Source organism: Shinella yambaruensis (assembly GCF_022899355.1).
Taxonomy (GTDB): domain Bacteria; phylum Pseudomonadota; class Alphaproteobacteria; order Rhizobiales; family Rhizobiaceae; genus Shinella; species Shinella yambaruensis.
This window is the reverse complement of record NZ_JALJCK010000003.1, coordinates 495,350-520,164: the sequence shown is the minus strand read 5'-3', so window position 1 is coordinate 520,164 and position 24,815 is coordinate 495,350. Positions and strand designations below refer to the sequence as shown.

General features: G+C 65.3%; 24 protein-coding genes. 13 read left to right on the top strand and 11 right to left on the bottom strand.

What is annotated here, in order from left to right:
• Positions 1-49 precede the first annotated feature (49 nt).
• Together MUU56_RS09675 and der are read left to right on the top strand one after the other, a co-directional pair.
• A complete protein-coding gene (locus MUU56_RS09675) occupies positions 50-721 on the top strand; it encodes a tetratricopeptide repeat protein (protein WP_244767090.1) in 672 nt (223 codons plus the stop codon).
• A gap of 92 nt (positions 722-813) precedes the next feature.
• Positions 814-2,247 (top strand): ribosome biogenesis GTPase Der, encoded by a 1,434-nt coding sequence (der, locus tag MUU56_RS09670; RefSeq protein WP_244767089.1) that lies wholly within the window; start codon positions 814-816, stop codon positions 2,245-2,247.
• A gap of 195 nt (positions 2,248-2,442) precedes the next feature.
• Here the strand turns inward: der and MUU56_RS09665 are convergent, their stop codons facing one another.
• Entirely contained in the window at positions 2,443-3,357 is a 915-nt protein-coding gene (locus tag MUU56_RS09665; RefSeq protein ID WP_244767088.1) for a sugar kinase, read from the bottom strand.
• An 18-nt stretch (positions 3,358-3,375) separates the two neighbouring features.
• Complete coding sequence (locus tag MUU56_RS09660; RefSeq protein WP_244767087.1) at positions 3,376-4,380, bottom strand: Ldh family oxidoreductase; 1,005 nt, start codon at positions 4,378-4,380, stop codon at positions 3,376-3,378.
• Positions 4,381-4,531: 151 nt separating this feature from the next.
• Between MUU56_RS09660 and bglA the strand changes: the two genes are divergently transcribed.
• A complete protein-coding gene (gene bglA / locus MUU56_RS09655; RefSeq protein ID WP_244767086.1) occupies positions 4,532-6,175 on the top strand; it encodes a beta-galactosidase BglA in 1,644 nt (547 codons plus the stop codon).
• 332 nt (positions 6,176-6,507) lie between these two features.
• Here bglA and MUU56_RS09645 read toward each other — a convergent pair whose 3' ends face one another.
• From MUU56_RS09645 to MUU56_RS09635, 3 genes are all read right to left on the bottom strand, one after another.
• A complete protein-coding gene (locus MUU56_RS09645; RefSeq protein ID WP_244767084.1) occupies positions 6,508-6,708 on the bottom strand; it encodes a hypothetical protein in 201 nt (66 codons plus the stop codon).
• Between the two features lie 57 nt (positions 6,709-6,765).
• Positions 6,766-8,460 carry an adenine deaminase gene (gene ade / locus MUU56_RS09640; protein WP_244767083.1) on the bottom strand — a complete coding sequence of 565 codons (1,695 nt, stop codon included), beginning with the start codon at positions 8,458-8,460 and terminating at the stop codon, positions 6,766-6,768.
• Between the two features lie 80 nt (positions 8,461-8,540).
• Entirely contained in the window at positions 8,541-9,410 is an 870-nt protein-coding gene (locus MUU56_RS09635) for an aldose 1-epimerase family protein (protein ID WP_244767082.1), read from the bottom strand.
• A 163-nt stretch (positions 9,411-9,573) separates the two neighbouring features.
• Between MUU56_RS09635 and MUU56_RS09630 the strand changes: the two genes are divergently transcribed.
• The 3 genes from MUU56_RS09630 to MUU56_RS09620 are packed head-to-tail and all read left to right on the top strand — an operon-like array spanning position 9,574 to position 12,135.
• Positions 9,574-10,074, top strand: a complete 501-nt coding sequence (locus MUU56_RS09630) for a GNAT family N-acetyltransferase (protein ID WP_244767081.1) — start codon at positions 9,574-9,576, stop codon at positions 10,072-10,074.
• Positions 10,075-10,105: 31 nt separating this feature from the next.
• Entirely contained in the window at positions 10,106-10,516 is a 411-nt protein-coding gene (locus MUU56_RS09625; RefSeq protein WP_244767080.1) for a thiol-disulfide oxidoreductase DCC family protein, read from the top strand.
• Entirely contained in the window at positions 10,513-12,135 is a 1,623-nt protein-coding gene (locus tag MUU56_RS09620; protein WP_244767079.1) for a saccharopine dehydrogenase family protein, read from the top strand. Before MUU56_RS09625 ends, MUU56_RS09620 begins: the two co-directional genes overlap by 4 nt.
• Before the next feature lie 52 nt (positions 12,136-12,187).
• On the opposite strand, the gene aptA is transcribed toward MUU56_RS09620, so the two are convergent.
• From aptA to MUU56_RS09590, 6 genes are all read right to left on the bottom strand, one after another.
• Entirely contained in the window at positions 12,188-13,513 is a 1,326-nt protein-coding gene (gene aptA / locus MUU56_RS09615; RefSeq protein ID WP_244767078.1) for an omega-aminotransferase AptA, read from the bottom strand.
• A gap of 187 nt (positions 13,514-13,700) precedes the next feature.
• Positions 13,701-14,039, bottom strand: coding sequence for an ArsR/SmtB family transcription factor (locus MUU56_RS09610; RefSeq protein ID WP_244767077.1), 339 nt, complete (start codon positions 14,037-14,039; stop codon positions 13,701-13,703).
• 180 nt (positions 14,040-14,219) lie between these two features.
• Positions 14,220-14,984, bottom strand: coding sequence for a HugZ family pyridoxamine 5'-phosphate oxidase (locus MUU56_RS09605; RefSeq protein WP_244767076.1), 765 nt, complete (start codon positions 14,982-14,984; stop codon positions 14,220-14,222).
• 79 nt (positions 14,985-15,063) lie between these two features.
• Entirely contained in the window at positions 15,064-16,104 is a 1,041-nt protein-coding gene (gene choV / locus MUU56_RS09600) for a choline ABC transporter ATP-binding protein (protein WP_244767075.1), read from the bottom strand.
• The gene (gene choW, locus MUU56_RS09595; protein ID WP_244767074.1) at positions 16,101-16,973 is read right to left on the bottom strand and encodes a choline ABC transporter permease subunit; all 873 of its coding nucleotides are present in this window, start codon (positions 16,971-16,973) and stop codon (positions 16,101-16,103) included. The genes choV and choW overlap by 4 nt, the downstream gene beginning before the upstream one ends.
• Positions 16,974-17,238: 265 nt before the next feature.
• Positions 17,239-18,198 (bottom strand): choline ABC transporter substrate-binding protein, encoded by a 960-nt coding sequence (locus MUU56_RS09590; RefSeq protein ID WP_244767073.1) that lies wholly within the window; start codon positions 18,196-18,198, stop codon positions 17,239-17,241.
• 229 nt (positions 18,199-18,427) lie between these two features.
• On the opposite strand from MUU56_RS09590, the gene MUU56_RS09585 reads away from it, so the two are divergent.
• From MUU56_RS09585 to MUU56_RS09555, 7 genes are all read left to right on the top strand, one after another.
• The gene (locus tag MUU56_RS09585; protein WP_244767072.1) at positions 18,428-19,015 is read left to right on the top strand and encodes a thymidine kinase; all 588 of its coding nucleotides are present in this window, start codon (positions 18,428-18,430) and stop codon (positions 19,013-19,015) included.
• 28 nt (positions 19,016-19,043) lie between these two features.
• A complete protein-coding gene (locus tag MUU56_RS09580) occupies positions 19,044-19,421 on the top strand; it encodes a c-type cytochrome (RefSeq protein ID WP_244767071.1) in 378 nt (125 codons plus the stop codon).
• Between the two features lie 171 nt (positions 19,422-19,592).
• Positions 19,593-20,681: a hypothetical protein gene (locus tag MUU56_RS09575; RefSeq protein WP_244767070.1), complete on the top strand. Its 1,089-nt coding sequence runs from the start codon at positions 19,593-19,595 to the stop codon at positions 20,679-20,681.
• A 187-nt stretch (positions 20,682-20,868) separates the two neighbouring features.
• Positions 20,869-22,017 carry a hypothetical protein gene (locus MUU56_RS09570; RefSeq protein ID WP_244767069.1) on the top strand — a complete coding sequence of 383 codons (1,149 nt, stop codon included), beginning with the start codon at positions 20,869-20,871 and terminating at the stop codon, positions 22,015-22,017.
• Positions 22,018-22,175: 158 nt separating this feature from the next.
• A complete protein-coding gene (locus MUU56_RS09565; RefSeq protein WP_244767068.1) occupies positions 22,176-24,086 on the top strand; it encodes an AAA family ATPase in 1,911 nt (636 codons plus the stop codon).
• A 54-nt stretch (positions 24,087-24,140) separates the two neighbouring features.
• Positions 24,141-24,389 carry a type II toxin-antitoxin system RelE family toxin gene (locus MUU56_RS09560; protein ID WP_244767067.1) on the top strand — a complete coding sequence of 83 codons (249 nt, stop codon included), beginning with the start codon at positions 24,141-24,143 and terminating at the stop codon, positions 24,387-24,389.
• Between the two features lie 12 nt (positions 24,390-24,401).
• Positions 24,402-24,809 (top strand): helix-turn-helix domain-containing protein, encoded by a 408-nt coding sequence (locus tag MUU56_RS09555; RefSeq protein ID WP_280530988.1) that lies wholly within the window; start codon positions 24,402-24,404, stop codon positions 24,807-24,809.
• Positions 24,810-24,815: the final 6 nt, after the last annotated feature.

Genomic DNA, 24,815 nt, shown 5'->3' with positions numbered 1-24,815 from the left:
ATGGGGTAGAAGGCGCTAACTTTAAGCGTGAATTCGAGCCGGGCAGAACATGGCAAATCAGGACGACAGCTTTATCCGCGAGGTGAACGAGGAACTGCGCTCCGACCAGATGCGTCTGGTCTGGAAGCGTTTCGGTCGCATCTTCATCGCCGCCGCCGTCCTGGTCGTCCTCGGCACGATCGGCAAGGTGAGCTACGACTACTGGCGCGACAGCGAGGCCTCGGCCGCCGGCGACAGCTTCCTGGCCGCCCTGACGCTTGCCCGCGAGGGCAAGAACGAGGAGGCGCTCGCCGCTCTGACCGCACTGGAGAAGGACGGCTTCGGCTCCTATCCGGTGCTGGCGCGCATGCGCTCCGCCTCGCTGCTGGCGGCGACGGACGTGCAGGGCGCCGTCAATGCCTTCACGGCGATCGCCAAGGATGGTTCCGTGCCGCAGGCGCTGCGCGATGCCGCGCGCCTGCGCGCCGCCTATCTCCTCGTCGACACCGGCACCTATGACCAGGTTTCCGCCGAAGCCGAGCAGCTTGCCACGCCCCAGAGCGCGCTGCGCCATTCCGCGCGCGAGGTTCTCGGCCTCTCCGCCTACAAGCACGAGGACTATGCGCGCGCCAAGGAATGGTTCGACGCGATCCTTTCCGACAACGAGAGCCCGCGCAACGTCGCCAACCGGGCGCAGATGCTGCTTGACCTGATCGCCGCAAGCGGCAAGCTGTCCTCCTGATCTCGTATCGTTTTTGACGCAGTTCCGGATGAAAGACCGCTTCGCCCTTTTACCGGAATTGCTTTAGCCGGCCACCGAAACGGAACACATCCATGAGCTTCACCGTCGCCATTGTCGGACGCCCCAATGTCGGCAAGTCCACCCTGTTCAACAGGCTCGTGGGCAAGAAGCTCGCGCTTGTCGACGACACGCCGGGCGTCACCCGCGACCGCCGTCCCGGCGATGCGCGGCTCGTCGACCTGAAATTCCGCATCATCGACACGGCCGGCCTCGAGGAGGCCGCGCCCGATACCCTGCTGGGCCGCATGCGTGCCCAGACGGAGGCGGCGATCGACGAGGCGGACCTCTCGCTCTTCGTCGTCGATGCCAAGATGGGCCTGACGCCGGTCGACCAGGCGCTTGCCGACATGCTGCGCCGCAAGGGCAAGCCGGTGGTGCTCGTCGCCAACAAGTCGGAGGCCCGCGGCTCCGACGGCGGTTTCTACGATGCCTTCACGCTCGGCCTTGGCGAGCCGACGCCGATTTCCGCCGAGCACGGCCAGGGCATGCTGGACCTGCGCGACGCCATCGTCGCGGCGATTGGCGAGGACCGCGCCTTTCCCGAGGACGACGAGGCCGTCACCGATGTCGATGTGCGCGCCGAGGCGGCTGCCGAGGGCGCCGGAGAGGACGAGGATTTCGAGCCGGAATATGATGAGACGAAGCCGCTGCGCGTTGCCATCGTCGGCCGCCCGAATGCCGGCAAGTCCACGCTGATCAACCGCTTCCTCGGCGAGGACCGGCTCCTGACCGGCCCGGAGGCCGGCATCACGCGCGATTCGATCTCCGTCGAATGGGACTGGAGGGGCCGCACGATCAAGATGTTCGATACGGCCGGCATGCGGCGCAAGGCCAAGGTGCAGGAGAAGCTGGAAAAGCTCTCCGTCGCCGATGGCCTGCGCGCCATCCGTTTTGCCGAGACGGTCGTCATCGTCTTCGATTCGACCATCCCCTTCGAGAAGCAGGACCTCCAGATCGTCGACCTCGTGCTGCGTGAAGGCCGTGCCGCCGTGCTCGCCTTCAACAAGTGGGACCTGATCGATGACCCGCAGGCCGTTCTTGCGGATCTGCGCGAAAAGACCGATCGCCTCCTGCCGCAGGCGCGCGGCATCCGCGCCGTGCCGGTTTCCGGCCAGACGGGCCGCGGCCTCGACAAGCTGATGCAGGCCGTCATCGACACGGACCGCACCTGGAACCGCCGCATCTCCACCGCCAAGCTGAACCGCTGGCTGGACGCGCAGCAGACGCAGCATCCGCCGCCGGCCGTTTCCGGCCGCCGCCTCAAGCTGAAATACATGACGCAGGTGAAGGCCCGTCCGCCGGGCTTCATGATCTCCTGCACGCGCCCCGATGCGCTGCCGGAGTCCTATATCCGCTACCTGACGAACGGCCTGCGCAACGACTTCAACCTGCCCGGCGTGCCGATCCGCATCCACTTCCGCGCATCGGACAACCCGTTCGCGAACAAGGCGAAGAAGAGGCGCTGAGCGCCTTTTTGCCTTTCGGCGGATATGGCGTTTGCCCCTCACCCTAACCCTCTCCCCGCAAGCGGGGAGAGGGGACGTGCCGCGCTTGCGGGCATTGATTGGGGAAACCGGCACGGCATATCCCCTTCGCCCCGTTTACGGGGAGAAGGTGGCCGGCAGGCCGGATGAGGGGCTGGAGTCGTTGCCCGGGTGACCTCAGCACTCCGGCAGCTTGTCCTTCGCCACCAGCGCGCCGTGATGCTGGATCACGGCCGCGGCGACATCCGCGGCAAAGCGCGCCGCCGCCTCGGGGTTTGCCCCTGTCGCGAGGCGGGCGAGGAAGGCGCCGTTGAAGCTGTCACCGGCGCTGGTCGTGTCGACGATCTTCTCCACCCTGGCGGACGGCGCATGGCTGCGCTTCTCGCCGAAGACGAGGGTCGCGCCTTCCGCGCCGTCCTTCACGACAAGCCCGTCGACGCCGAGCGCGCGGTAGCGGGCAATGGTTTCCTCCAGCCCGGCATCGCCGAAATGCGTCGTCTCGTCGTCGAGGCTCGGCATGACCAGCGTCGCGGCGCGCGCGCCGGCGGTGATCGTCGCGTGCATGCGCTCGGCGTCGTCCCAAAGACGCGGGCGAATATTCGGGTCGAAGATGACGCGTTTTCCCGCGGCCTTGGCGCGGCGCAGCTCGGCGAGCAGCGTCTCGACATCCTCGGCCGGCAGGATCGCCAGCGTGATGCCGGAAAAGACCACGATGTCGGACGCGTCGATGGCCGCGCGCAGCCGGTCGCCGTCGCGTGCCAGCAGCTTTGCCGCCGAGACGGAGCGCCAGTAGGAGAAGCTGCGCTCGCCGTCCTTCAGGTGGATCATGTAAAGGCCCGGCGAGCGGCCCTCGATGCGCGCGACATATCCGGTGCCGATGCCGTGGCCATCCATGAAGGCAAGCATCTCGTCGGAGATCATGTCGGTGCCGACGGCCGAGAAATAGTCGACGTTCCAGTCGTCGGGCAGGTACTGGCGGGCATAATAGGCGGTGTTGAACGTGTCGCCGGCAAAGCTCTTGCGCAGGAGGCCGCCCTCGGCCTGCATCAGTTCCACCATGCATTCACCGATCGTGAGCAATCGTGCCGTCATGTTCCAAGGTCCTCCCGGCTAGTTCCGCCGGAAAGAGGAAATACTGTCAAAGAGTTGCTGCGGCAAGCGGATGCCTGCGCTTTCGGCCTCGCGCTGCCGTTTCACCCGGTCGAGGCCGGGAATGTGCACGTTGTGGTCTGTCGACAGCCTGTCCGCCTGCCGCGTCAGGCGGGCCGGGAAATTGTCGGCGAAGAGCTGCGGCGAGAGCGCCAGGACGAACAGCCCGACACCCGGCGAGGTGTCGCCGGCCTGGAAATCGGCGGCGTCCAGCGACCAGTTGCCGCCGGTAAGGCCCGCGGCCAGGACTTCGACCATGAGGGCAATGTTGGCGCCGCGGCTGCCGCCGAAGGCGGTCAGCGCGCCCTGCATGGCGGCGAAGGGATCGGTCGTCGGCCGCCCATCCTGATCGACCGCCCAGGTGTCCGGAATGGGCTCGCTGCGTGCGGCGGCGGCGCGGATATTGACCAGTGCGGTCGCGCTCGACGACTGGTCGATCAGCAGGATCCCGCCGTCATCGCGCGGCGCGGCGAAGGCGAGGGGATTGGTGCCGTAGACCGGATGGCGGCTGCCGGCGCCGGCCAGCACGGCATGGCTGTTGGTCGCGACGAGGGCGACGAGGCCTTCGCTCGCGAGGTTTGCCGCATACCAGCCGAGTTCCCCGGTCGTGTAACTGTTGCAAACGGTGAAGACGGCGATGCCGAAGGTCTTCGCCTTCGACGCAAGCTCTTCGCGCGCAATCGAGAAGCCGTGCTGCGCCACGCCGCCCATCGCGTCGCATTTCAGGATGGCCGGCACGGGCGAGGTGATGAGCGGTTCGGCCTTGCCGGCGATCCTGCCGTCCACGAGACTTCTGAGATAGTCCGTCAGATGGCTGAAGCCGACGGCCGGCTTGCCCGCCAGTTCCGCCTCCACGGTCGCCTCGGCGAGGGCCGCCGCCGCGGCCTCCACCATGCCGACGCGCATCAGCGCCGTTCGGGCAAGGTCGCGCGCTTCCTGCGGGGAAAGGGTGACGGCATCGGTCATGGGGTCAACCTTCTCTATGGAATTTGCCGGCATCATCCCGATCGACCGGCCCCGCGTCAACCTTCGAAAAATCGCGGTCCCGGCCGTTTACGCCCCGCCGGGGCCGCGTTACATCTTGCCGGTGACAACTGGAAACCGGAGCGAAAAAAGCATGGCGAAGCCCCGCAAGAAGGCTGATGACTGGTGGCGCGGGGCGGTGATCTATCAGGTCTATCCCCGCTCGTTCCAGGACACGACCGGCGACGGCATGGGCGACCTGCGGGGCATCACGAAGCGGCTCGGGCACATCGCTTCGCTCGGCGTCGACGCCATCTGGCTCTCGCCCTTCTTCAAGTCGCCGATGGCCGACATGGGCTACGACGTCTCGGACTATTGCGACGTCGATCCGATGTTCGGCACGCTCGCCGATTTCGACGCCATGCTGGCGGAGGCTCATCGCCTCGGCCTCAAGGTCATCATCGACCAGGTCATCTCGCATACGTCAGACCAGCATCCCTGGTTCGTCGAGAGCCGTTCCAGCCGGAACAATCCCAAGGCGGACTGGTATGTCTGGGCCGATCCCAAGCCCGACGGCACGGCGCCCAACAACTGGCTGTCAATCTTCGGCGGGCCGGGCTGGGAATGGGACGGCGTGCGCAAGCAATATTACATGCACAACTTCCTGATCTCGCAGCCCGACCTCAATTTCCACAATCCGGATGTGCAGGAGGCGCTTTTGAAGACCGTGCGCTTCTGGCTCGATCGCGGTGTGGACGGCTTCCGCCTCGATACGGTGAACTTCTACTTCCACGACAGGAAGCTGCGCGACAACCCGCCCCACGAGCCCGATCCCGAGGCGGTCGGCCTCGATGCGCCGGACGTCAATCCCTACGGCATGCAGACCCATCGCTACGACAAGACGCAGCCGGAGAACGTCGCTTTCCTCAAGCGGTTCCGCGCGTTGCTCGACGAATACGAGGGGCGCGCGACGGTGGGGGAGGTGGGCGACGGCGCCCGCTCGCTGAAGACCGTCGCCGACTATACGAGCGGCGGCGACAAGCTGCACATGTGCTACACGTTCGATCTTCTCGGGCCGGATTTCACCGCCGACCATGTGCGCAAATGCGTGCAGAGCTTCCAGCGTGCGGTGACGGACGGCTGGGTCTGCTGGGCCTTTTCCAACCACGACGTCAACCGCCATGTCAGCCGCTTCATCCGCGCGCCGGAGGAGCGCGAGCGCATCGCCAAGCTCGCCATCACCCTCTTGTCGACCCTGCGCGGCTCGATCTGCCTCTACCAGGGCGAGGAACTCGGCCTCACCGAAGCCGACCTCGCCTTCGAGGACCTGCGCGATCCCTACGGCATCCGCTTCTGGCCGGCCTTCAAGGGGCGCGACGGTTGCCGCACACCGATGCCCTGGCAGCACGGCGAGGCCCATGCCGGCTTCAGCACCGGCAAGCCCTGGCTGCCGGTGCCGCAGGACCACGCCCGGCTTGCCGTCGACGTGCAGGAGAAGATCGCCGGCTCGGTGTTCAACCACTACCGCGCCACGCTCGCCTTCCGCAGGGAACACGAGACGCTGCACGACGGCGACATGTCCTTCCTGCACTCCAACCACGACATCCTCGCCTTCACCCGCGAGAAGGGCGGCGAGAAACTGCTTTTCGTCTTCAACCTGACGCATGAAAAGGCCGAATTCGTGCCGGCCAAGTCGCTGAAACTCGGCGCCCCCCTGTCGGTGCCCGGCTTCGGGGCGAAGCTGAAGGACGGAACGATCGAGCTGGACGGGCTGGATATGGCCTGCGTGCGGCTGTAGGGGTTTCCGGCAATTCCTGACCTTGCGGAAGCACGGTCTGCCGGTATGTCCCCCTCTGGGAGCGTTCTACCGTTTTCGTCCGACGAGCCGGTCGTAGTCGGCATGGGAGCCGATCCAGAACCAGACGAGAGTGTCGGTCTCCGCATCCCTGACGGCAAGGGCGCGCCAGGAAAGGCCCACCCGGGCCGACCAAAAGCGGCCAACGGGTTTGAGCTGCAGGGATGGGTGTGCGGGGTTAGCTTTCAGGAGGGCGAAATTCCTGTCGGCCTGTTCGCGTATATGGGAAGGCAGCGCCGCGTAACACGTCCAGAACGTGTCCGTGGCGTGGTGCTTCAAAGCGGGCGTGTCCGATTGTTGCGGAATTCAGCCAAAGCGAGTTCGGCGAGCTCGTCCAGAGTGCCGTTTGCGGTGTCTTCGGCAAGGTCCCGATCCCACCGCTCCGCCTGAAGCGCTTCAAACCATGCGGAAAACCGGTCGAACTCTTCTGGGCTGAGTTCAGACACGCTTTTCTCAATCTGCTCCAGTTTCGTCATGTCGCGCTCCTTTCATGTCTATTCTATGCGAAGGAACCGAACGCGGAAAGGCAAACCTCACCCCATCAGCATGAACCGGTCCACGTCCACCATCCCCCGGTCGGAGATCTTCAGGTGCGGGATCACCGGCAGCGGCAGGAAGGCGAGCTGGAGGAAGGGTTCCTCCAGCGTGGCGCCCAGTGCGAAGGCGGCCTGGCGCAGGTGGTGCAGCGTGTCGCGGACGGTCTCGTAGGGTTCGAGGCTCATCAGGCCGGCGACGGGGAGCGCGATCTCGCCGGTCACCCTGCCGCCCTCCACCACGACGAAGCCGCCCTTGATCTCGCCGAGCCGATTGGCGGCGAGCGCCATGTCGTCCTCGTCGACGCCGACGACGCAGATATTGTGGCTGTCATGGCCGACCGTCGAGGCGATGGCGCCCTTCTTCAGCCCGAAGCCCTGCACGAAGCCGTTGGCATGGTTGCCGTTTCTGCCGTGACGCTCGATGACGGCGACCTTGACGATGTCCTGCGCGAGATCGACGGTCGTCTGGTTGCCCTTGGTGGGCAGCCGGTAGCGGCGGTGCTCGGTGATGATCTTGCCCGGCAGGACGCCGATGACCGGCGTTTCGTCATCGGTGACGGGCACGGCGAACTGGGCGGCGGCGACCGGGCGGGCCTTGACGCTGTCGAGTCCGACTGGTGCGACGGGCCGGCGCGTCTCAAAGAGCCCATCGCCCACCCTGCGGCCGGCGGAGAAGACCATCTCCGCCTTGCAGGTCTCCAGCGTGTCGACGACGACGAGGTCGGCGCGCCAGCCGGGCGCGACAAGGCCGCGGTCGCGCAGCCCGAAGGCCCTGGCCGCCGAGATCGAGGCGGCACGGTAGACGGCGAGCGGTGCGCGCCCATGGCTGATGGCGGTGCGGATCATGTAGTCGAGATGGCCCTGCTCGGCGATGTCGAGTGGATTGCGGTCGTCCGTGCACAGCGCGATGAAGGGCGAAAGGCGCTCGGTGATGATCGGCAGCAGCGCCAAGAGATCCTTGGAGACGGAGCCTTCGCGCACGAGGATGTGCATGCCCTTGCGAATCTTCTCCAGCGCTTCCTCGGCGGTGGTGCATTCGTGCTCGGTGCGGATGCCGGCGGCAAGATAGCCGTTGAGGTCCTTGCCCGAGAGCAGCGGTGCATGGCCGTCGATATGGCCGCCCTGGAAGGCCTCCAGCTTGGCAAGACAGACGGGATCCTTGTGGATGACGCCGGGGAAGTTCATGAATTCCGCAAGACCGATCACCTTGGGATGGTCGCGGAAGGGCAGCAGGCGCTCGATCGGCAGGTCCGCGCCCGACGTTTCCAGATGCGTCGCCGGCACGCAGCTCGACAGTTGCACGCGGATGTCCATGATCGTCTCCAGCGCGCTGTCGAGGAAGAACGCGATGCCCTCCGTGCCGAGCACGTTGGCGATCTCGTGCGGGTCGCAGATCGCTGTCGTCACGCCATAGGGCAGCACGCAGCGGTCGAATTCGTGCGGGGTGACGAGCGAGGATTCGATGTGCAGATGCGTGTCGATGAAGCCGGGCACGACGATGCGGCCGGAAATGTCGATCTCCTCGCGGCCCTCGTAGTCGCCGCAGGTGCCGACGATGCGATCGCCCGAGATGGCGATGTCGGAGGCGAGGAGGTCGCCTGTCACGAGATCGAAGAACTGCCCGCCCTTCAGCACGATGTCGGCAGGCTCCCGGCCGGTCCCCTGATCGATGAAGCGTTCCAAGTCGGTCATGGCGAAGTCTCCCGATTCCATTGGGGAGACTCTAGCGGTGCGGCGGGAAGAGGGAAGGGCCGGCGCGTCGAATTGCGCGTTCAGGCGGGGAAGGTGACGGTGAAGGCGAAGCGGGCGCGCGCTCCCGCGGCAAGCACGGTTGTGTAGGGGCGGTCTTTCAATTCGCGCGAGCCGCCGAGTTCTGCGGCTGTGCCGTGCCAGGGCTCGACGCAGAGGAAGGGCGCGCCGGGCTTGGTCCACAGCGCGAGGTTCGGCAGGTTCTCGAAGCGGAAGGCCAGCGCCGGCCCGCCTTCGGCGCCGTAGGCGAGGTCGTCGCCCGCGCCTTCGGGGAAGACGAGCGCGTCGTTCTCGAAAAGATCGGGGGAGAGGCGGAGCCGGCCCGCGGCAAAGGGTGAGGGCGTGCGGCCTTGCGACAGCAGGCCCTTCTCCAGCGGCTGGCGCCGCGGTTCCCCGGCATTGCCGAGCGTCACGGCATGCGGCCTTCCCGCCGCGCCGGGCAGGGGCCAGAGGAAGGCGGGGTGGAAGCCGAGACCGAAGGGCATGGCGGTCCTGCCGCGGTTTTCGACTTCGGCGGCGACGGTGAGGGTCGGGCCGTCCAGGCTGTGCTCGATGGAGAGCAGGAAGTCGAACGGATAGACGGCGCGGGTTTCGTCAGAGGCCTCCAGGCTGTAGCGGCACAGCGTGTCGCTTGCTGCGGCCAGCGAGAACTCCCGTCGCCTGGCGAAACCGTGCTGCGCCATCGCATGGGGCTTGCCGTCGATGAAGAGCGTATCGTCGGGCGCCTTGCCGACGATCGGGAAGAGCACCGGCGAGCGCCCCGTCCAGAAGGTGGCGTCGCCGTTCCACAGCCATTCCGCCCCGTCCCGGGTGGTGATCGACTGCATTTCGGCACCGAGCGAGGAGACATCGATCGACAGGAAGTCGTTCGCTATGCGGGTGGTGGTCGGCATGGGCTCGCCCTTAAGGTTTCTGGCGCGCAGAATAGCCCTCAAACGGGCCGGACTTGCAAGGCCCATCCGGCCACGTTTAAAGCATGCCGTGCGAAAGAACGCAGCGGACTTGCGACAATGGCACACGCTGAAAGATCGCGGCGTGCCAGTCAGGGAGAAGCGGATGCAGCCGGCATGGACCACGAGGACACCGGGACCGTCGGAAATCGCGGCGCTGGCGCGGCTCTGGTTTGACGGATGGCAGGATGCGCATGCGGCGGTGCTTCCAGCGGCGCTTGCCCGCCTGCGCACGCGGCAGAGTTTTGCCGATCGCCTGACGGCCATGCTGTCGGATGTGCGCGTGATCGGCGATCCGGACGCACCGCTCGGCTTCTGCGCCATCCGGCATGACGAGCTCGACCAGCTTTTCGTGGCGCCGGCAGGGCGCGGCAGGGGCGTTGCCGCCGCGCTCGTGGCGGATGCCGAAGGGCGCCTTGCCGCCCGTGGCGTGGCGACCGCCTGGCTCGCCTGCGCGATCGGCAACCACCGCGCCGCCCGCTTCTACGAGAAATGCGGCTGGCACCTTGCCGCGACCGTCGTCCACCGGCTGGACACGACGGAGGGGCCTTTCGATCTGGAGGTCTGGCGCTATGAAAAGCGGCTTTCTCCGGCGGTTGCGGATTGATGGCGCATCGCCGCCATCCTATGTTGAGGACATGACCCGGAACGACGCGGCAGGCCCGATCATCGTCTTCGATGCGGAGTGCATTCTCTGCTCGGCCAATGCGCAATTCGTGCTCCGGCACGATCGCGCCCGGCGGTTCCGTCTTGCCTCCATGCAGAATGCGGTCGGCGCAGCGCTCTACCGCCGCTTCGGCATCGATCCGGCCGATCCCGAATCGATGATCGTCGTGGATGGCGACCGGCTGCTCAAGGACAGTGATGCGGTGCTGGCGATCTATGCCGGGCTCGGCTGGCCGTGGAAGGCGCTGTCCGCGCTGCGGTTCATCCCGCGCTTCCTGCGCGATCCCGCCTATCGCTGGCTGGCGCGCAACCGCTACCGGGTGTTCGGGCGACGGGAGGCGTGCTGGATCCCCGCGCCGGAGGATGCGGACCGGGTGTTGTGAAGCGGGTCATCGTTCTCGGCGGATATGGCGGTTTCGGCGCCCGGCTGTCCCGGCGGCTGGCGGCGGATGGCTGGGCGGTGCTGGTCGCGGGCCGCGACAGGGCGGCGGCGGCGCGTCTCGCCGAAGATTTGCCCAATGCAGCGGCGCTTGCCGTCGATCGCAATGGCGATCTCGGCCCCGTCCTCGAGGCGCATCGTCCCTTCCTGCTGATCGATGCGGCCGGACCCTTTCAGGGCAGCGGCTACCATGTTGCGGAAGCCTGCATCGCGCGCGGGGTGCACTATGTCGACCTTGCGGATGCGCGGGACTTCGTCTGCGGTGTCGGACGGCTGGATGCGGCGGCGCGGGCGGCCGGTGTCGTGGTGGTCTCGGGCGGCTCCAGCGTGCCGGCGCTTTCGGGCGCGGTCATTGCCGAGCTGGCGCGGGACATGGAGCGGGTTTGCTCGGTCGAGATGTCGATCAGCGCCTCGAACCGCGCGACGGCCGGCGCTTCCGTGGCGGCCGCGATCCTCAGCTATGTCGGAAAGCCGGTGCGCCTCTGGCGCAGCGGGCGCTGGCGGCAGGAGACGGGCTGGCACCGGTTGCGCCGGCAGGACTACGCTGTTGCCGGCCGGCCGCCCATCCGGCGGCTGGTGGCGCTTGCGGACGTGCCGGATCACGATATCGTTCCGGCGTCGCTGCCCGGCCGGCCGGCGAGCATTTTTCGCGCGGGACCGGAATTCTCCTTTCAGCTCCTGACGCTCTGGCTCTTGAGCTGGCCGGTGAAATGGGGATGGCTGGGCTCGCTTTCGCGCTTCGCTCGATGGCTGCTGCCGCTGCAGAAGCTGAGCGCCCGTTTCGGCACGGATCGTTCCGCCATGGTGATCGAAGTGAAGGGATTTTTCGAGGGGGCGCCGGTCCTCCGCCGCTGGACGCTGATCGCGGAAAATGGCGACGGCCCGGAGATCCCGACGATCGCCGCCCATGTCGCGGCCGATGCCATCGCGGCGGGACGCCTTGCGCCGGGCGCGCGGCCGGCGGCGGGCGAGATGAGCCTTGCGCAATTCGCTCCCCACTTCGAACGGCTCGCCCTCCATAGCGCGATCGAGAGCCTGCCCTATGTGCCGCTTTACCACCGTGTCATCGGCGCGGCCTACGGCACGATGCCGCAGCCGGTGCGGGACATGCACGACCTTGTCGGCGATGCGGGGGCCGCGGGCTGGGGACGCGTGCGGCGGGGACGGTCGCGTCTGGCGCGGCTTGTCTGTGCCGTCATGCGCTTTCCGCCGGAGGGCGAGCACGACCTGCACGTTTCCTTCGAGGAGAGGGATGGCGTCGAGTGCTGGACGCGGGATTTTTCCGGCCATGTCTTTTCAAGCGAACTCAGCCAGAGCGGCGCACGCCTTGTCGAGCGGTTCGGGCCGATGCGCTTTTCCTTCGACCTGCCGGTGGATGCCTCCGGCCTGGCGATGGTGATGCGTGGATGGTCCGTCTTCGGCCTTCCGATGCCGCTGGCGCTGGCGCCGCGCAGCACGGCGCGCGAATGGGCCGAAGGCGAGGATTTCTGCTTCGACGTGCCGATCGGGCTGCCGGTCATTGGCGAGGTCGTGCACTATTCCGGCCGGCTGCGTCGGCTCTGACGCGAACGGAAATGGCGGCCGAAGCCGCCATCCCGCCGCCGGATCGTCCGGATCAGATGTTGTTCTGCAGAACCTCGCGCAGCTTGCCGAACAGTTCGTCGATCTCGCGCTTCTCGATGATGAGCGGCGGGGAGAGCGCGATGATGTCGCCCGTCGTGCGGATGAGAAGGCCCTTCTCATAGGCCTTGAGGAAGGCATTGAAGGCCCGCTTGGTCGGTTCGCCGGCGATGGAGGCGAGCTCGACGGCGCCGATCAGGCCGACATTCCGGATGTCGATGACGTTCGGGCAATCCTTCAGCGAATGCAGGCCTTCCTCCCAGTAGGAAGCGAGTTCCGCGGCGCGGGTCAGGAGACCCTCTTCCTTGTAGGTGTCGAGCGTGCCGAGCGCGGCGGCGCAGGCGATCGGGTTGCCGGAATAGGTGTAGCCGTGGAAGAACTCGATCATGTGCTCCGGGCCGTTCATGAAGGCGTCATGGATCTCGGAGGTCACGAAGACGGCGCCCATCGGGATCACGCCGTTGGTGAGGCCCTTCGCGGTGGTGATGATATCGGGCTTCACGTCGAAATACTGCGCGGCGAAGGGCGCGCCGAGGCGGCCGAAGCCGGTGATGACCTCGTCGAAGATCAGCAGGATGCCGTGCTGCGTGCAGATCTCGCGCAGCTTCTGGAGGTAGCCCTTCGGCGGGATGAGGACGCCGGTGGAGCCGGCGACCGGCTCGACGATGACCGCGGCGATGGTGGAGGCGTCATGCAGGGTGATGATGCGCTGCAATTCGCTGGCGATGTCGCCGCCGTGTTCCGGCTCGCCGCGCGAGAAGGCGTTCCTCTCGGGGAAATGGGTGTGCGGCATGTGGTCGACACCCGTCAGCAGGGTGCCGAACATCTTGCGGTTGGCGACGATGCCGCCGACGGAGATGCCGCCGAAATTGACGCCGTGGTAGCCGCGCTCGCGGCCGATCAGGCGGAAGCGCGCGCCGTCGCCCTTGGCACGGTGATAGGCGAGCGCCACCTTCAGCGCGGTCTCGACCGATTCGGAGCCGGAATTGGTGTAGAGGACATGGTCCATGCCCTCGGGCGCGATGTCGACGAGGCGGTTGGCGAGCTCGAAGGCCTTCGGATGGCCGAGCTGGAAGGCGGGCGCATAGTCCAGCTCGCCGGCCTGTTCGCGGATCGCCTCGGTGATCTTCGGGCGACAATGGCCGGCATTGACGCACCAAAGGCCCGCCGTGCCGTCGAGCACCTGGCGGCCGTCATGGGTGGTGTAATACATGTCCTTGGCGCCGACGAAGAGGCGCGGTTCCTTCTTGAACTGCCGGTTTGCCGTGAACGGCATCCAGAAGGCACGCAGGTCGTTGGGGGTGTTGAGGCGGTTGGACATGCGGTCTCTCCGTGATCCTTGAAATGCTGGGCCTTTAATGCGGGGGCCGTCCCGGCGGGCACTGCGGATGGAATTTTTACCCGCTGGTCAAAGTATCAAGGCGCCCGGGGCCGTCAAGCGGATGATTCCATGCAAAACGCCCCGGATTCCGGCCGGGGCGTTGCGATCGGGATAGGCGGGGAGGCGATCAGGCGATGCGAAGCTTCTTTTCCGACGCCCCGTTGCCGGGGGCCCTGTAGATGCGCTCGAGCGCGTCGAGAATGGTCAGCACGGCATCGGACTTGCTGGAATAATAGATGGTCTGGGCATCGCGGCGCGTGGTGACGAGATTCTGCGCCCGCAGCTTCGACAGGTGCTGCGACAGCGCCGACTGGCTGAGACCGACCTGGTTTGCGAGGGCGCCGACGGCGATTTCGCCTTCGACCAGGACCTTCAGGATGAGCAGGCGCTTCGGGTTGGCCATGGCGGACAGAAAGTCGGATGCAACCTCGGCCTGCGCGTGCTCTGCGTCTGAAATCTTGTCCATCTGAAACTCCTTTGGGCGTTTCCGCTTCAAATTAAGTAATTTTTTGAATCCGCTTGTTAGCATATAAACAAAATACCCCTCATCAAGTGCCAGAAATGGGGGTATCCTGCACGTATAGCGATAGGCGCCTTCCCTATCGAAAAAGGCGCGGCAAGCGGATTTCGCGCAAATGCAGACGGTTCAGCCCGCCGCCCTTGCTTCCCGAAGCAAACGCGCAAGCTCCCCGCGAAGTTCCGTGGCCTGATCAAGTTCGCGTGAAAATTCCAGCCGCTTCAGTTTGTCGCCGCTGGCAAGGTCGATGCCGGCGGCGTCGAGCCCCACGATGATCCAGTCGCCGTCCTTCGCGCCGCAATAGTGGCGGGCATAGATGCCGGCCGCTTCCGCATGGTCGCTGTTCATGTGCTCGACGGCGCCGGTTTCCATCTCGGCAAGCGCGCCGCGGGCCGGGGAGCGAATCATGAGGTCGTCCGCCGTCAGCACGAAGGCCTTGCCGAAGCCGCCGTTGAGATGGGCGCGCAGCGGCACGAGGCGGAAGAAGGCGAAATCGGGGAAATCGACATAGAGTTTCGCCTTGGGGTGGCGGCGGACGAAGCGTTCGCGCAGCGCGGCATGCACGGCGCTGTCGCGGGCCACTTCCTCTGCCTCGCAGAGCACCGTCAGGCGGGGATGGGCGAGGGGATCGCCCTTGCCGGGTTCGCCCGCCAGCAGCGAGGCGCGCGCATCGCGCCGGAGCGCCTGGGTGTGGACGGAAAGGGCGGAGACGAGGATGACCGGCGTGCCATCCGTGTCGGTGCCCGTCAGCGTGCGGCTGGCGAAGGGCGCGCCGCTTTCCGGCTCGATGACCGCAAGCGCGCAGCTCCGGGCGGAGCGCAGCAGCGTGCGGGCGAGGCGCCGCGCGTCATCATCGGTTTCGCGCAGGACGCTCGGCCTGTCCTTCTCGGTCATGGTCTTGCTCCCGTCCTTCCATGAAAAAGCAGCGCCCGTTGCGGGGCGCTGCTCTATCTAATCCGTTCGGGGCGAACCGTCACCCCCGCCGGCGGTGCCGCGTCAATCCGTTCACGATATCCTGCGCGTTGATCGTGCCGACGACCGTGCCGTTGTCGACGACGCCGACATTGCCCGGCGTGCGGGCCATGGCGTCGAGGATGTCTACGAGCGGGGTCTGCGGTGCCGCGGTCGCCGTCACGCCGCCATTGCTTGAAGCGCCGTGCTGCATCACGTCGCCGGCCGTCAGCATGTTGATCGGGTTCATGTTCTGCACGAAGTCCGCGACATACTGGTTGGCCGGGTTCTTGACGATCTCCTGCGGCGTGCCGCACTGGATGATGCGCCCGCCTTCCATGATGGCGATGCGGTTGCCGATGCGGAAGGCCTCGTCGAGGTCGTGGCTGACGAAGAGGATGGTCTTCTTCAGCCGGCGCTGGAACTCCAGCAGCTCGTCCTGCAGGCGCGTGCGGATCAGCGGGTCGAGCGCGGAGAACGGCTCGTCCATGAGCAGGATCGGCGCGCCGGTGGCGAAGGCGCGGGCAAGGCCGACGCGCTGCTGCATGCCGCCCGACAGCTCATTCACCTTGCGGTCCGCCCATTTGGCGAGGTTGACGAGCTCGAGCTGTTCGGCAACGCGCGCCTTGCGCTCGCGATCCGGCACGCCGGCAAGCTCCAGGCCGAAGCCGACATTGTCGGCAACGCTGCGCCAGGGCAGCAGCGCGAACTGCTGGAACACCATTGAGACGGTGTGCATGCGGAAATCGCGCAGCGCCTTGGGCGTTGCCGTATAGGGGTTCACCGAACCGCTTGCGGCCTTCACCTGCACGTCGCCGCGCACCACGGGCGCAAGCCCGTTGACGGCGCGCAGCAGCGTCGACTTGCCGGAGCCGGAAAGGCCCATCAGCACGAGGATCTCGCCCTCGGTGATCGACAGCGTGGCATCGGCCACGCCGAGCACCAGGCCGGTCTCCGCGCCGATCTCGTCGCGGGTCTTGCCCGCATCGACCATGGCGAGGGCCTTCTGCGGGCTGTCGCCGAAGATGATGGAGACATTCTTGAAGACGACGGTTTCGGTCATTTGGCGTCTCCCTCATCGGCGGCGCGGAAGAGACGGTCGAGGATGATCGCGAGGATCACGATGCACAGGCCCGCCTCGAAGCCCATGGAGATGTTCACGGTGTTGAGCGCGCGCACCACGGGAACGCCGAGGCCCTTGGCGCCGACGAGCGCGGCGATGACCACCATCGACAGCGAGAGCATGATGGTCTGCGTCAGGCCCGCCATGATCTGCGGCGTCGCATAGGGCAGCTCGACCTTGCGCAGCACCTGGCCGGGCGTCGCGCCGAAGGCCTGCGCGGCCTCCACCAGCGAGGGTGGCGTCGAGATGATGCCGAGCCGGGTGAGGCGGATCGGGGCGGGGATGGCGAAGATCACCGTGGCGATGAGGCCCGGCACCATGCCGAGGCCGAAGAGGATCAGCGCCGGGATGAGATAGACGAAGGTCGGGATCGTCTGCATGAGATCGAGGATCGGCCGGAGGATCGAATAGAACCACGGCCGGCGCGCGGCGGCGATGCCGAGCGGCACGCCGACCACCATGCTGACGCCGGTCGCCGCCAGCACGAGCGCCAGCGTCTCCGTCGTCTCCTTCCAGTAGCCCTGGTTCACGATGAGCAGGAGGCCGAGGAAGGTGAAGGCGGCGACGCCGATCGAGCGGCGGAACCACCAGCTGAGACCCGTCACGAGCACGATGAGGAACAGCGCATAGCCGAACCTGCCGCCGGCGCTGGAGAACGGACCCTGCAGCAGGAAGAGCACGGCGTCGATGCCGGCCTGCAGGAAGACCTTCAGGAAGTCGAACAGTCCCTTGCCGTTGGTCGTCAGCCAGTTGACGACTTCCTTGGCGATCGGGCCGATCGGAATTTTGGAGACGGTGAGCCAATCCACGGCAGCAAGCCTTAGTCTGGAGGTTGACGATGCAACGACTATCGGCGGGAAGTAAGGGCGGGAAAGTTTCCTTCTCGCCCACAGAGCGCTGACAAAGTTCCGAAAACCTCTCCGCCGTCATGCTCGGGCTTGACCCGAGCATCCATCGCCGTCGTGGTATGTGGATCCTCGGCTCAAGGCCGAGGATGACGGCAGCGGGAGAGGTGAGGTCTGTCAACAACCTGAGGAGGGGGGGAGGTCTTCTCCCCGCTCCTCTTCTTCCCTGTTAGAGACCGAGTGCCGTTTTCGCGGCCGGCAGGGCCTCGCCGCTGCCGTCCTTGGTCGTGACGCCGGCAAGCCATGGCTCGACGGCGGCCGGGTTGGCCTTCAGCCAGTCGGTCGCGGCGGTTTCCGGATCCTGGCCGTCGTTCAGGATCTTGCCCATGATCTGGTTTTCCATTTCCAGCGTGAACTTGAGGTTCTGCAGGAACTTGCCGACATTCGGGCATTCGGCGACATAGCCCTGGCGCACGTTCGTATAGACCGTCGCGCCGCCGAAATCCGGACCGAAGACGTCGTCGCCGCCGGTGAGATAAGTCAGCTTGAAGTTGGCGTTCATCGGGTGCGGCTCCCAGCCGAGGAAGACGACCGGGGTGCCTTCCTGCTCGGCGCGGGCGACTTCGGCCAGCATGCCCTGCTCGGAGGATTCGACCACTTCGAAGCCCGACAGATCGAACTTGTTGTTGGTGACCATGTCGATGATCAGGCGGTTGCCGTCATTGCCCGGCTCGATGCCGTAGATCTTGGCGCCGAGCGCATCCTTCTGCTTGGCGATGTCGGCGAAGTCCTTGATGCCGAGTTCGGCGCCCTTGGCATTGGTTGCGAGCGTGTATTTCGCGCCCTCCAGGTTCTCGCGCACGGTCTCGACCGAGCCGTCCTCGCGGAACGGCTTGATGTCGGCTTCCATGGTGGGCATCCAGTTGCCGAGGAAGACGTCGATGTCCTTGTTCTTCAGCGACGTATAGGTCACCGGAACGGACAGGACCGTCACTTCCGTCTCGTAGCCGAGGCTCTTCAGCAGAACGGTCGCGGTGGCGGTCGTGGCGGTGATGTCCGTCCAGCCAACGTCCGAGAAGCGAACCTTGCCACAGCTTTCGGCTTCGGCGGCCGAGACGTTGGCGGCGCCAAGCGCGAGGACGGAAACGGCTGCGGCAAGAAGGGTCTTGAATGGCGATGCAGACTTCATTTTATTGCTCCCCTTATAACTGATGGTTTAGCCAATCATCAAAACGATATGCTTTCAAGCATCTTGGCGTAGCCGGAAGCCCCTGAAACGTCCAATAAATTTCGGACCTGTTCGCAATTTTGCACATGGATGTCGCAGAAGGCGGGCCGCGCGGTTTTCTGTGGTTTTCCGGCCTTTTCGACTGGAAAATCGCGCGCTGCCGGGCCATGAGGCGGGGACGGAGAAAATCATGGCCAAACTCTATTTCAGTTACGCGACGATGAACGCGGGAAAGTCGACGCTGCTCCTGCAGGCGTCCTACAACTACCGCGAACGCGGCATGCGCACGGCGATCCTGATCGCCTCCTTCGACGATCGCGCGGGCCAGGGCCGCATCTCCTCGCGCATCGGCCTGACCTCGGAAGCCATCGCCTTCGACCATGCCGACGACCTCTACAAGCATGTCGAGGAACTGAACGGCGACGGCGGCGGCGAGATCGCCTGCGTCTTCGTCGACGAGGCGCAGTTCCTCTCCGAGGCGCAGGTCTGGCAGCTCGCCCGCGTCGCCGACCGGCTGCACATCCCCGTGATGGCCTACGGCCTGCGCACCGATTTCCAGGGCAAGCTCTTTCCCGGCTCGCAAGCGCTGCTAGCCATCGCCGACGAGCTGCGCGAGGTGCGCACCATCTGCCATTGCGGCCGCAAGGCGACGATGGTCGTCCGGCTCGGCGCGGACGGCAAGGTGGCGCGCGAAGGCGCGCAGGTGGAAATCGGCGGCAATGACAAGTACGTTTCCTATTGCCGCCGCCACTGGGACGACATCATGAACGCCGATTGACGGCCGTCGGGCGGCGAGGGGACAAATGATGAAACGACTTCCTGCCGCCGCCGCCGCGTTCCTCTGTCTCGCCGCCCCCGCCCTGGCGGAGGGCGATGCCGTCGCGGGAAAGACGGTCTTCAAGAAATGTGCGCCCTGCCATTCGACCGAGCCGGTCAACCGCGTCGGGCCGACGCTCGCCGGCATCGTCGGCCGGCCGGTCGCCTCCGTCGGCGACTACCGCTATTCCGCCGCCATGACGGCCTTCGCCGAGGGCGGCAAGATGTGGAACGAGGCCTTGATCGCCGAGTATCTGATGTCGCCCAAGGCCATGGTGCCGGGCACCGCCATGGCCTTCGCGGGACTGAGGAAGATCGAGGATATCGCCAACCTCATCGCCTATCTGAAAGCGCCGGCGGGCCATTAGCCGCCGCCGAAATTTTCGGCACCGCTCTTGTGGGCGGTCCGTGCCGTCCCACATCTTGTTCGGTAAAGGCGGCGGGCAGGTTCCTATCTGCCTGAAATCGTATAGTGTTGCCGCGATGGAATAAATCGGGCGGCGCAGACGTCTGCCGTGGAGAGTTTCAAGGGGACAAGCATGGCCACACTTCAGAACTTCGATGCGGAAATCGAGAAGACTCGCAGCGTCGTCAACCAGATGCGCAGCAAGCTGGAGCAGTCGAGCACCGTGCTCGACCAGTTCGCCAAGGCGGACACCAAGCTCGGCGATGTCAATTTCGACATCGAGAACGCCCGCATCCAGGACGTCATCGCCCAGCAGCGCGTGATGGAAGGCAATATCGCCGACCTCATCATCGGCCTCGAAGATGCGACGAACATCTTCGGCACCGAATTCGAGAGCATGAAGAGCTATACGGGCTACGAGAAGTTCATCGGCATCTTCTCCAAGCAGAAGATGCAGCGCATGCGCACCGACCGCGTGCGCAACATGTCGCTCGCCGGCAACCTGCAGGAACTTCTCTCCAAGTCCGACACGATCGTCGGCATCCTGAAGGAGCAGAAGTCGATCCTCGACCAGCGCTACAAGACCTCCGAGGCAAGCCTCGTGCAGGTGATCGAGCGGCGCAAGGGCACGATGACCAATCTCGAGGCCACCCAGAAGCGCATCGAGGAGCTGAACCCGCTGCTGATGGATCTCGAGAACCGCATCGCCGCTTCGACGGACCAGAAGACCCGCACGGACCTTGAAGGCGAGCGCTCGGCGCTGGCGACGGAATACAACCAGATGCAGGCGAAGGAGCAGGAGCTGCTTGCCGAGAGCCAGACGCTGGAACGCTACACCTCGATGTTCCAGACCTTCGTCGATTCGCTCAACAACCAGATCGCCGCGCAGAACACGCTGATCAACAAGCTGACCATCGATACCGAGCAGCGCATCGTGCTCTACAAGGCGCTGGAGGATTCGTTGAAGACCGCCGCGCAGCAGGATGTGGCGCACAAGATCAACACGCTCGGCTCGCAGGTCGACACGGCCGCGGAAGAGACCATGGCCGGCATCGGCTCGGCCGCCCAGCGCCATATCGGCGATCTCCTCGAAATGCACGAGAAGAACATGCTGGCGACGCAGGACATCCAGCGCCGCAAGAAGCTCGCCGACGACGCCTTCGCCCGGCGCTTCCAGGCTGTCATGGACAAGCACAACACCGCGAACTACGTGAAGCAGTGATGGTCGCAGGCATGCCATTGCCCCTCACCCTAACCCTCTCCCCGCAGGCGGGGAGAGGGGACTTGCCCCACGAATGGGTATTGGCTGAGGAAACCAGCGCGGCATATCTCCTTCGCCCCGTTCACGGGGAGAAGGTGGCCGGCAGGCCGGATGAGGGGCAGTCTTGGAGTGCCAGTGAGGATGCGCCATGAACGCCCCCGCCGACAGCGCCGTCGCACAATATTTCTCCACCATCCGCGCCGCCCTCGGCGGCCTTGAGATCTTCCTTGCCGACCGCAACTCGCCGCTCTACCGCAACAGCGTGGTGGGCGAGATCGTCGTGCCCTACCTTGCCCGGCTGAAGGCCTCCTTCGCCTGCTGGGAGAACCGCATCGGCTTCGTCCAGCAGTTCCGCGTCTCGCGCGCCGAGAGCGGCTTTCCGGTGTTCCAGAACGTGCTGGAACTGGAGAACGACCGGCAGAGCGCGGAAAAGCGGCTTGCCGCGATCCCGAATGCCGACCAGCTGCGCGGCGAGATGGCGGATTTCATCCTGCGTCACAAGGCGTTCCCGGGCGATCTCCAGGCGCGCATGGCCGAGCGGCTCTACCTGGAACAGATCGGCAAGGGCGACATCTTCTCGCCCTTCGTGTTGCCGGAGACGATCCGCGTCGCTGTCAACCCGAAGACCATGCGGCCCTATTACGTCGTGTGCTGGGGCGCCTTCGACGGCACGGCGACGCTGCCGATGGTCTACATGGCGACGATCGAGGATTCGAGCGAGAACGTCATCAAGATGCTGGTGACGAAGGACGGCAAGCTCAATCCGGAGGTGGACATCCCGCTGCCGGTCGGCGGCCTGCTCAATCCCGAGCTCGCCAGCCGCTTCGACGATTTCGCGCTGAAGAACAGCGCCTATTCGCTTACCCCCGCGACGATCGCCACCAATCTCGACCGGGATTTTCCGACGCTGCATCCCAAGCAGCTGCGCCGCATCGTGCTGGGGCCGTTCTATTCGGCCGGCATCACCGAGAACAACGAGCGGGTCAACGAGATCCTTTCCAAGGTGCGGAAGCCGGAAAACGCCTGGCTGCTGACCTGGACCGTGCAGGAGGTCTTCTCCAAGGCCGAGCGCCCGGCGAAGAAGGGTTTCTGGAGCTCCACCCCGGCGCAGGAGGAGTTCCATATCGAGACCGACGATCTCGAGGCCGCCCGCATGGGCGTCAGCGCCTATGAGAAACACGCGCTGGTGCCGCACGATGCCTATCAGGCGCTCTATGCCGCGGGCGAGACCGCCGGCATTTTCGGCGCCTACAAGGTGCATGTGATCTCGGGAAACCAGGTGATCAGCGAAGGGTGAACATCCCGGCCAGGCGGGCGACGATCCACCGGCCGCTTTCACGCTCCACCCGTCGCGTTCTCGCGGATGCTTCGGGGAGACCGGCGGCAAACCGCTCCTGACGGAGCCCAAATCCCTCGGTGGTTTCTGCCGCCGAGCCATCAGAAGGACTGAGACCGATGAGCCTCAATGCCGGACTGACGACGATCCACGAAGACGATATCGCCAAGCACCAGGCGACGGCGCAGAGCCTCGTCACCAAACTCGTCATCCTCGAAAGCGACGACGGCAGACAGGGCACCGCGCTTGCCGGCACCGGCCGGCGTTTCGTGTCGACGGTCTCGACCGCCGGCGCGCGGCGCACGCGCGAGGTGGAGCTGGCAAGGACCATCCAGTCCGTGCGCGCCGCCGACCCGCTGCTCTCGCCGCAGCAGCATGCCGTGCTCTTCCGCTCCCGCCGTGGTCTTCAGGTCGCCCTGGCGGTGACGGATGCCTTTTCCCGCCAGACCAATCTCGAAGGCCTGCAATCGCGCAATCTCGCCTCGCCCCTGGCGGGTGACGAGGCGAACCAGTTCAAGGCGCTGCTTTCCGCCTCCGCCTATATCGCCGCCTTCACCTTCGCCGCCTATCTCGGCGCGACGCTGCCGGGCGAGGGCGAACCGGTGGAGGACGGCGGCGAGCCGGACTATCTCTTCGACACGCCGCAGGACGCGCTGAAGAGCATGGTCGCCGGCCTCGACCGGACGATTGCCGGCGCGCCGGACGATGCGGCGCTCGTTTCCCGCGCCCGGGCCTTCGCCCGCGTCGCCATCGAGGGGCTGATCAGCCGCCGCGCGCGCTTCACCGGCCTTGCCGGCTTCGAGAATGCCCATATCCGCATCGAGCAGGACGATTTCACCCTCTCCGGCTTCGACGTCGCGCCCGGCCAGAAGCGCAAGCCGCTCACGATGACCTTCAAGAAGCCAGAAGAGATCATCGGCAACCACATCGCCAAATACCAGGCGATGAAGCTCGCCAAGATGCTCGTCGCCTATGATTTCGAGCGCCAGCTCAACCCCTTCGTCGAGCTCGGGGGCTTCCTCTTCACCTTCATCGGCGACGGTATGCCGGGCACCGGCAAGACGATCCTCATCCAGATGCTCGCCGGCCTCGTCAACGACTACTGCCAGACCGCCGGCTACGCCTTCCATTACGAGAATTTCGGCGTCGACCAGATTTCCTCCTACCAGGGCAAATCCGGCCAGAACTGCAAGGAATTCGTCAACAACGTCATCAACCCGAAGGCGATCGGCTTCGGCACGATCGACGACGTCGACCAGGTCGCCGCGAAACGTTCGGACGACCGGGCCTCGGCCGGCCAGCACGAGGTGACCGCGGTCCTCATGGAAAGCTTTGCCGGCGCCTCGACCGTGGTGCGCGGCAACTGCACCTTCGGCATGTTCTCCAACTATCCGGAAAATGTCGACGATGCATTGCGCCAGCGCGCCGGTGCCCGCTGGCTGGTCGACGGGCCGCAGACCGAGGACGACTATATCGACATCTTCGCCATGCTGGTCGGCAAGAACCACTCGATCCCGCTCGGCGCGCACACGCTCTTCGAGGGCCAGGAGATCAAGCGTGCCGTCTCCACCTCCTACGGACAACATGCAAAACCACAGGAAGAGGGCCTTCTCGCCGTGTGGGAAATGCACGAGAAGGAGCACGGCGCCATCAAGTCGCTCGCCGATGTCGGCGCCTATCTCCATCGCATTAAGATCGCCGAGCCCCGCTTCACCGGCCGCGCCATCAAGAACATCACCGACGCGATCAAGATGCGCGCCATGGACGTGGACCTGCCGGACGACTGGTTCGCCACTGCCGGCGCCTTCATGCACAAGGGCTACGACGAGAAGAAGGCGATGATCGAGGAACTGCGCGGCCCGATCACCATGGAAATGGTCCTCCAGGAGATCAACCGCTACGCCGACAGCGAATTCCGTTACACGGACAAATCCGACGACGCGGCGGTTTCCGACATCATCCGCCGCGAACGCCAGCGCGAGAAGGCGATCCGCGAGATCGAGACGATGAAGGCGGAGGGACGGTGGTAAAAATTAGCTGTTAGCGAATTTTATTGCCTGTTGCCCGGGTGAGGTTTAGTGTCCATGAAACAGGTCGTCTTTCATGCACCGGCTTTAAGGACGCTGGCCAGGATACCGAGAAACGAAGCCGACAAGATCAGACGGAAGATTTACCAATATGCTGCCGATCCTGCAGCGCAGAAAGCAAATGTCAAAAAGCTGCAGGGACGTGCGGGCTTTAGATTGCGGGTCGGTAACTGGCGTGTGATCTTCGATGAAAATGGCGACGTTCTTGATGTGCTTGAAGTCGATAGCCGCGGAAACATCTACTGAAGGAAGCGGGCGATGAACAAGGTGACCAGATTTACCACGCCGGGCGGCGAAGAGATGGTCGTGCTCGCGCGGGCCGAATACGAGGCGCTCGTCGAAATGGCGGAAATGCTGGAGGACGTCGCCGCCTACGACGAAGCCAAACGGCGCATCGCGGAGGGCGACGATCTCAAGGTTCCGTCCGAATTCGTCGACCGGCTGATCGACGGAGAGAGCCCGATCCGCGTCTGGCGCGATTTCCGCGGCATGACGAGCAAGGACCTGGCGAAGGCCATCGGCATCAGCGCGGCCTATCTTTCCGAGATCGAAACCGGCAAGAAGGAAGGCAGCATTTCGGTTTTCAGGAGCATCGCCAAGGCCTTGCGTGTTGATCTCGATGATCTTTTCTGGGGTGAAGACAATAAAAGGCCGGTAAGCGAGTGATTCAAG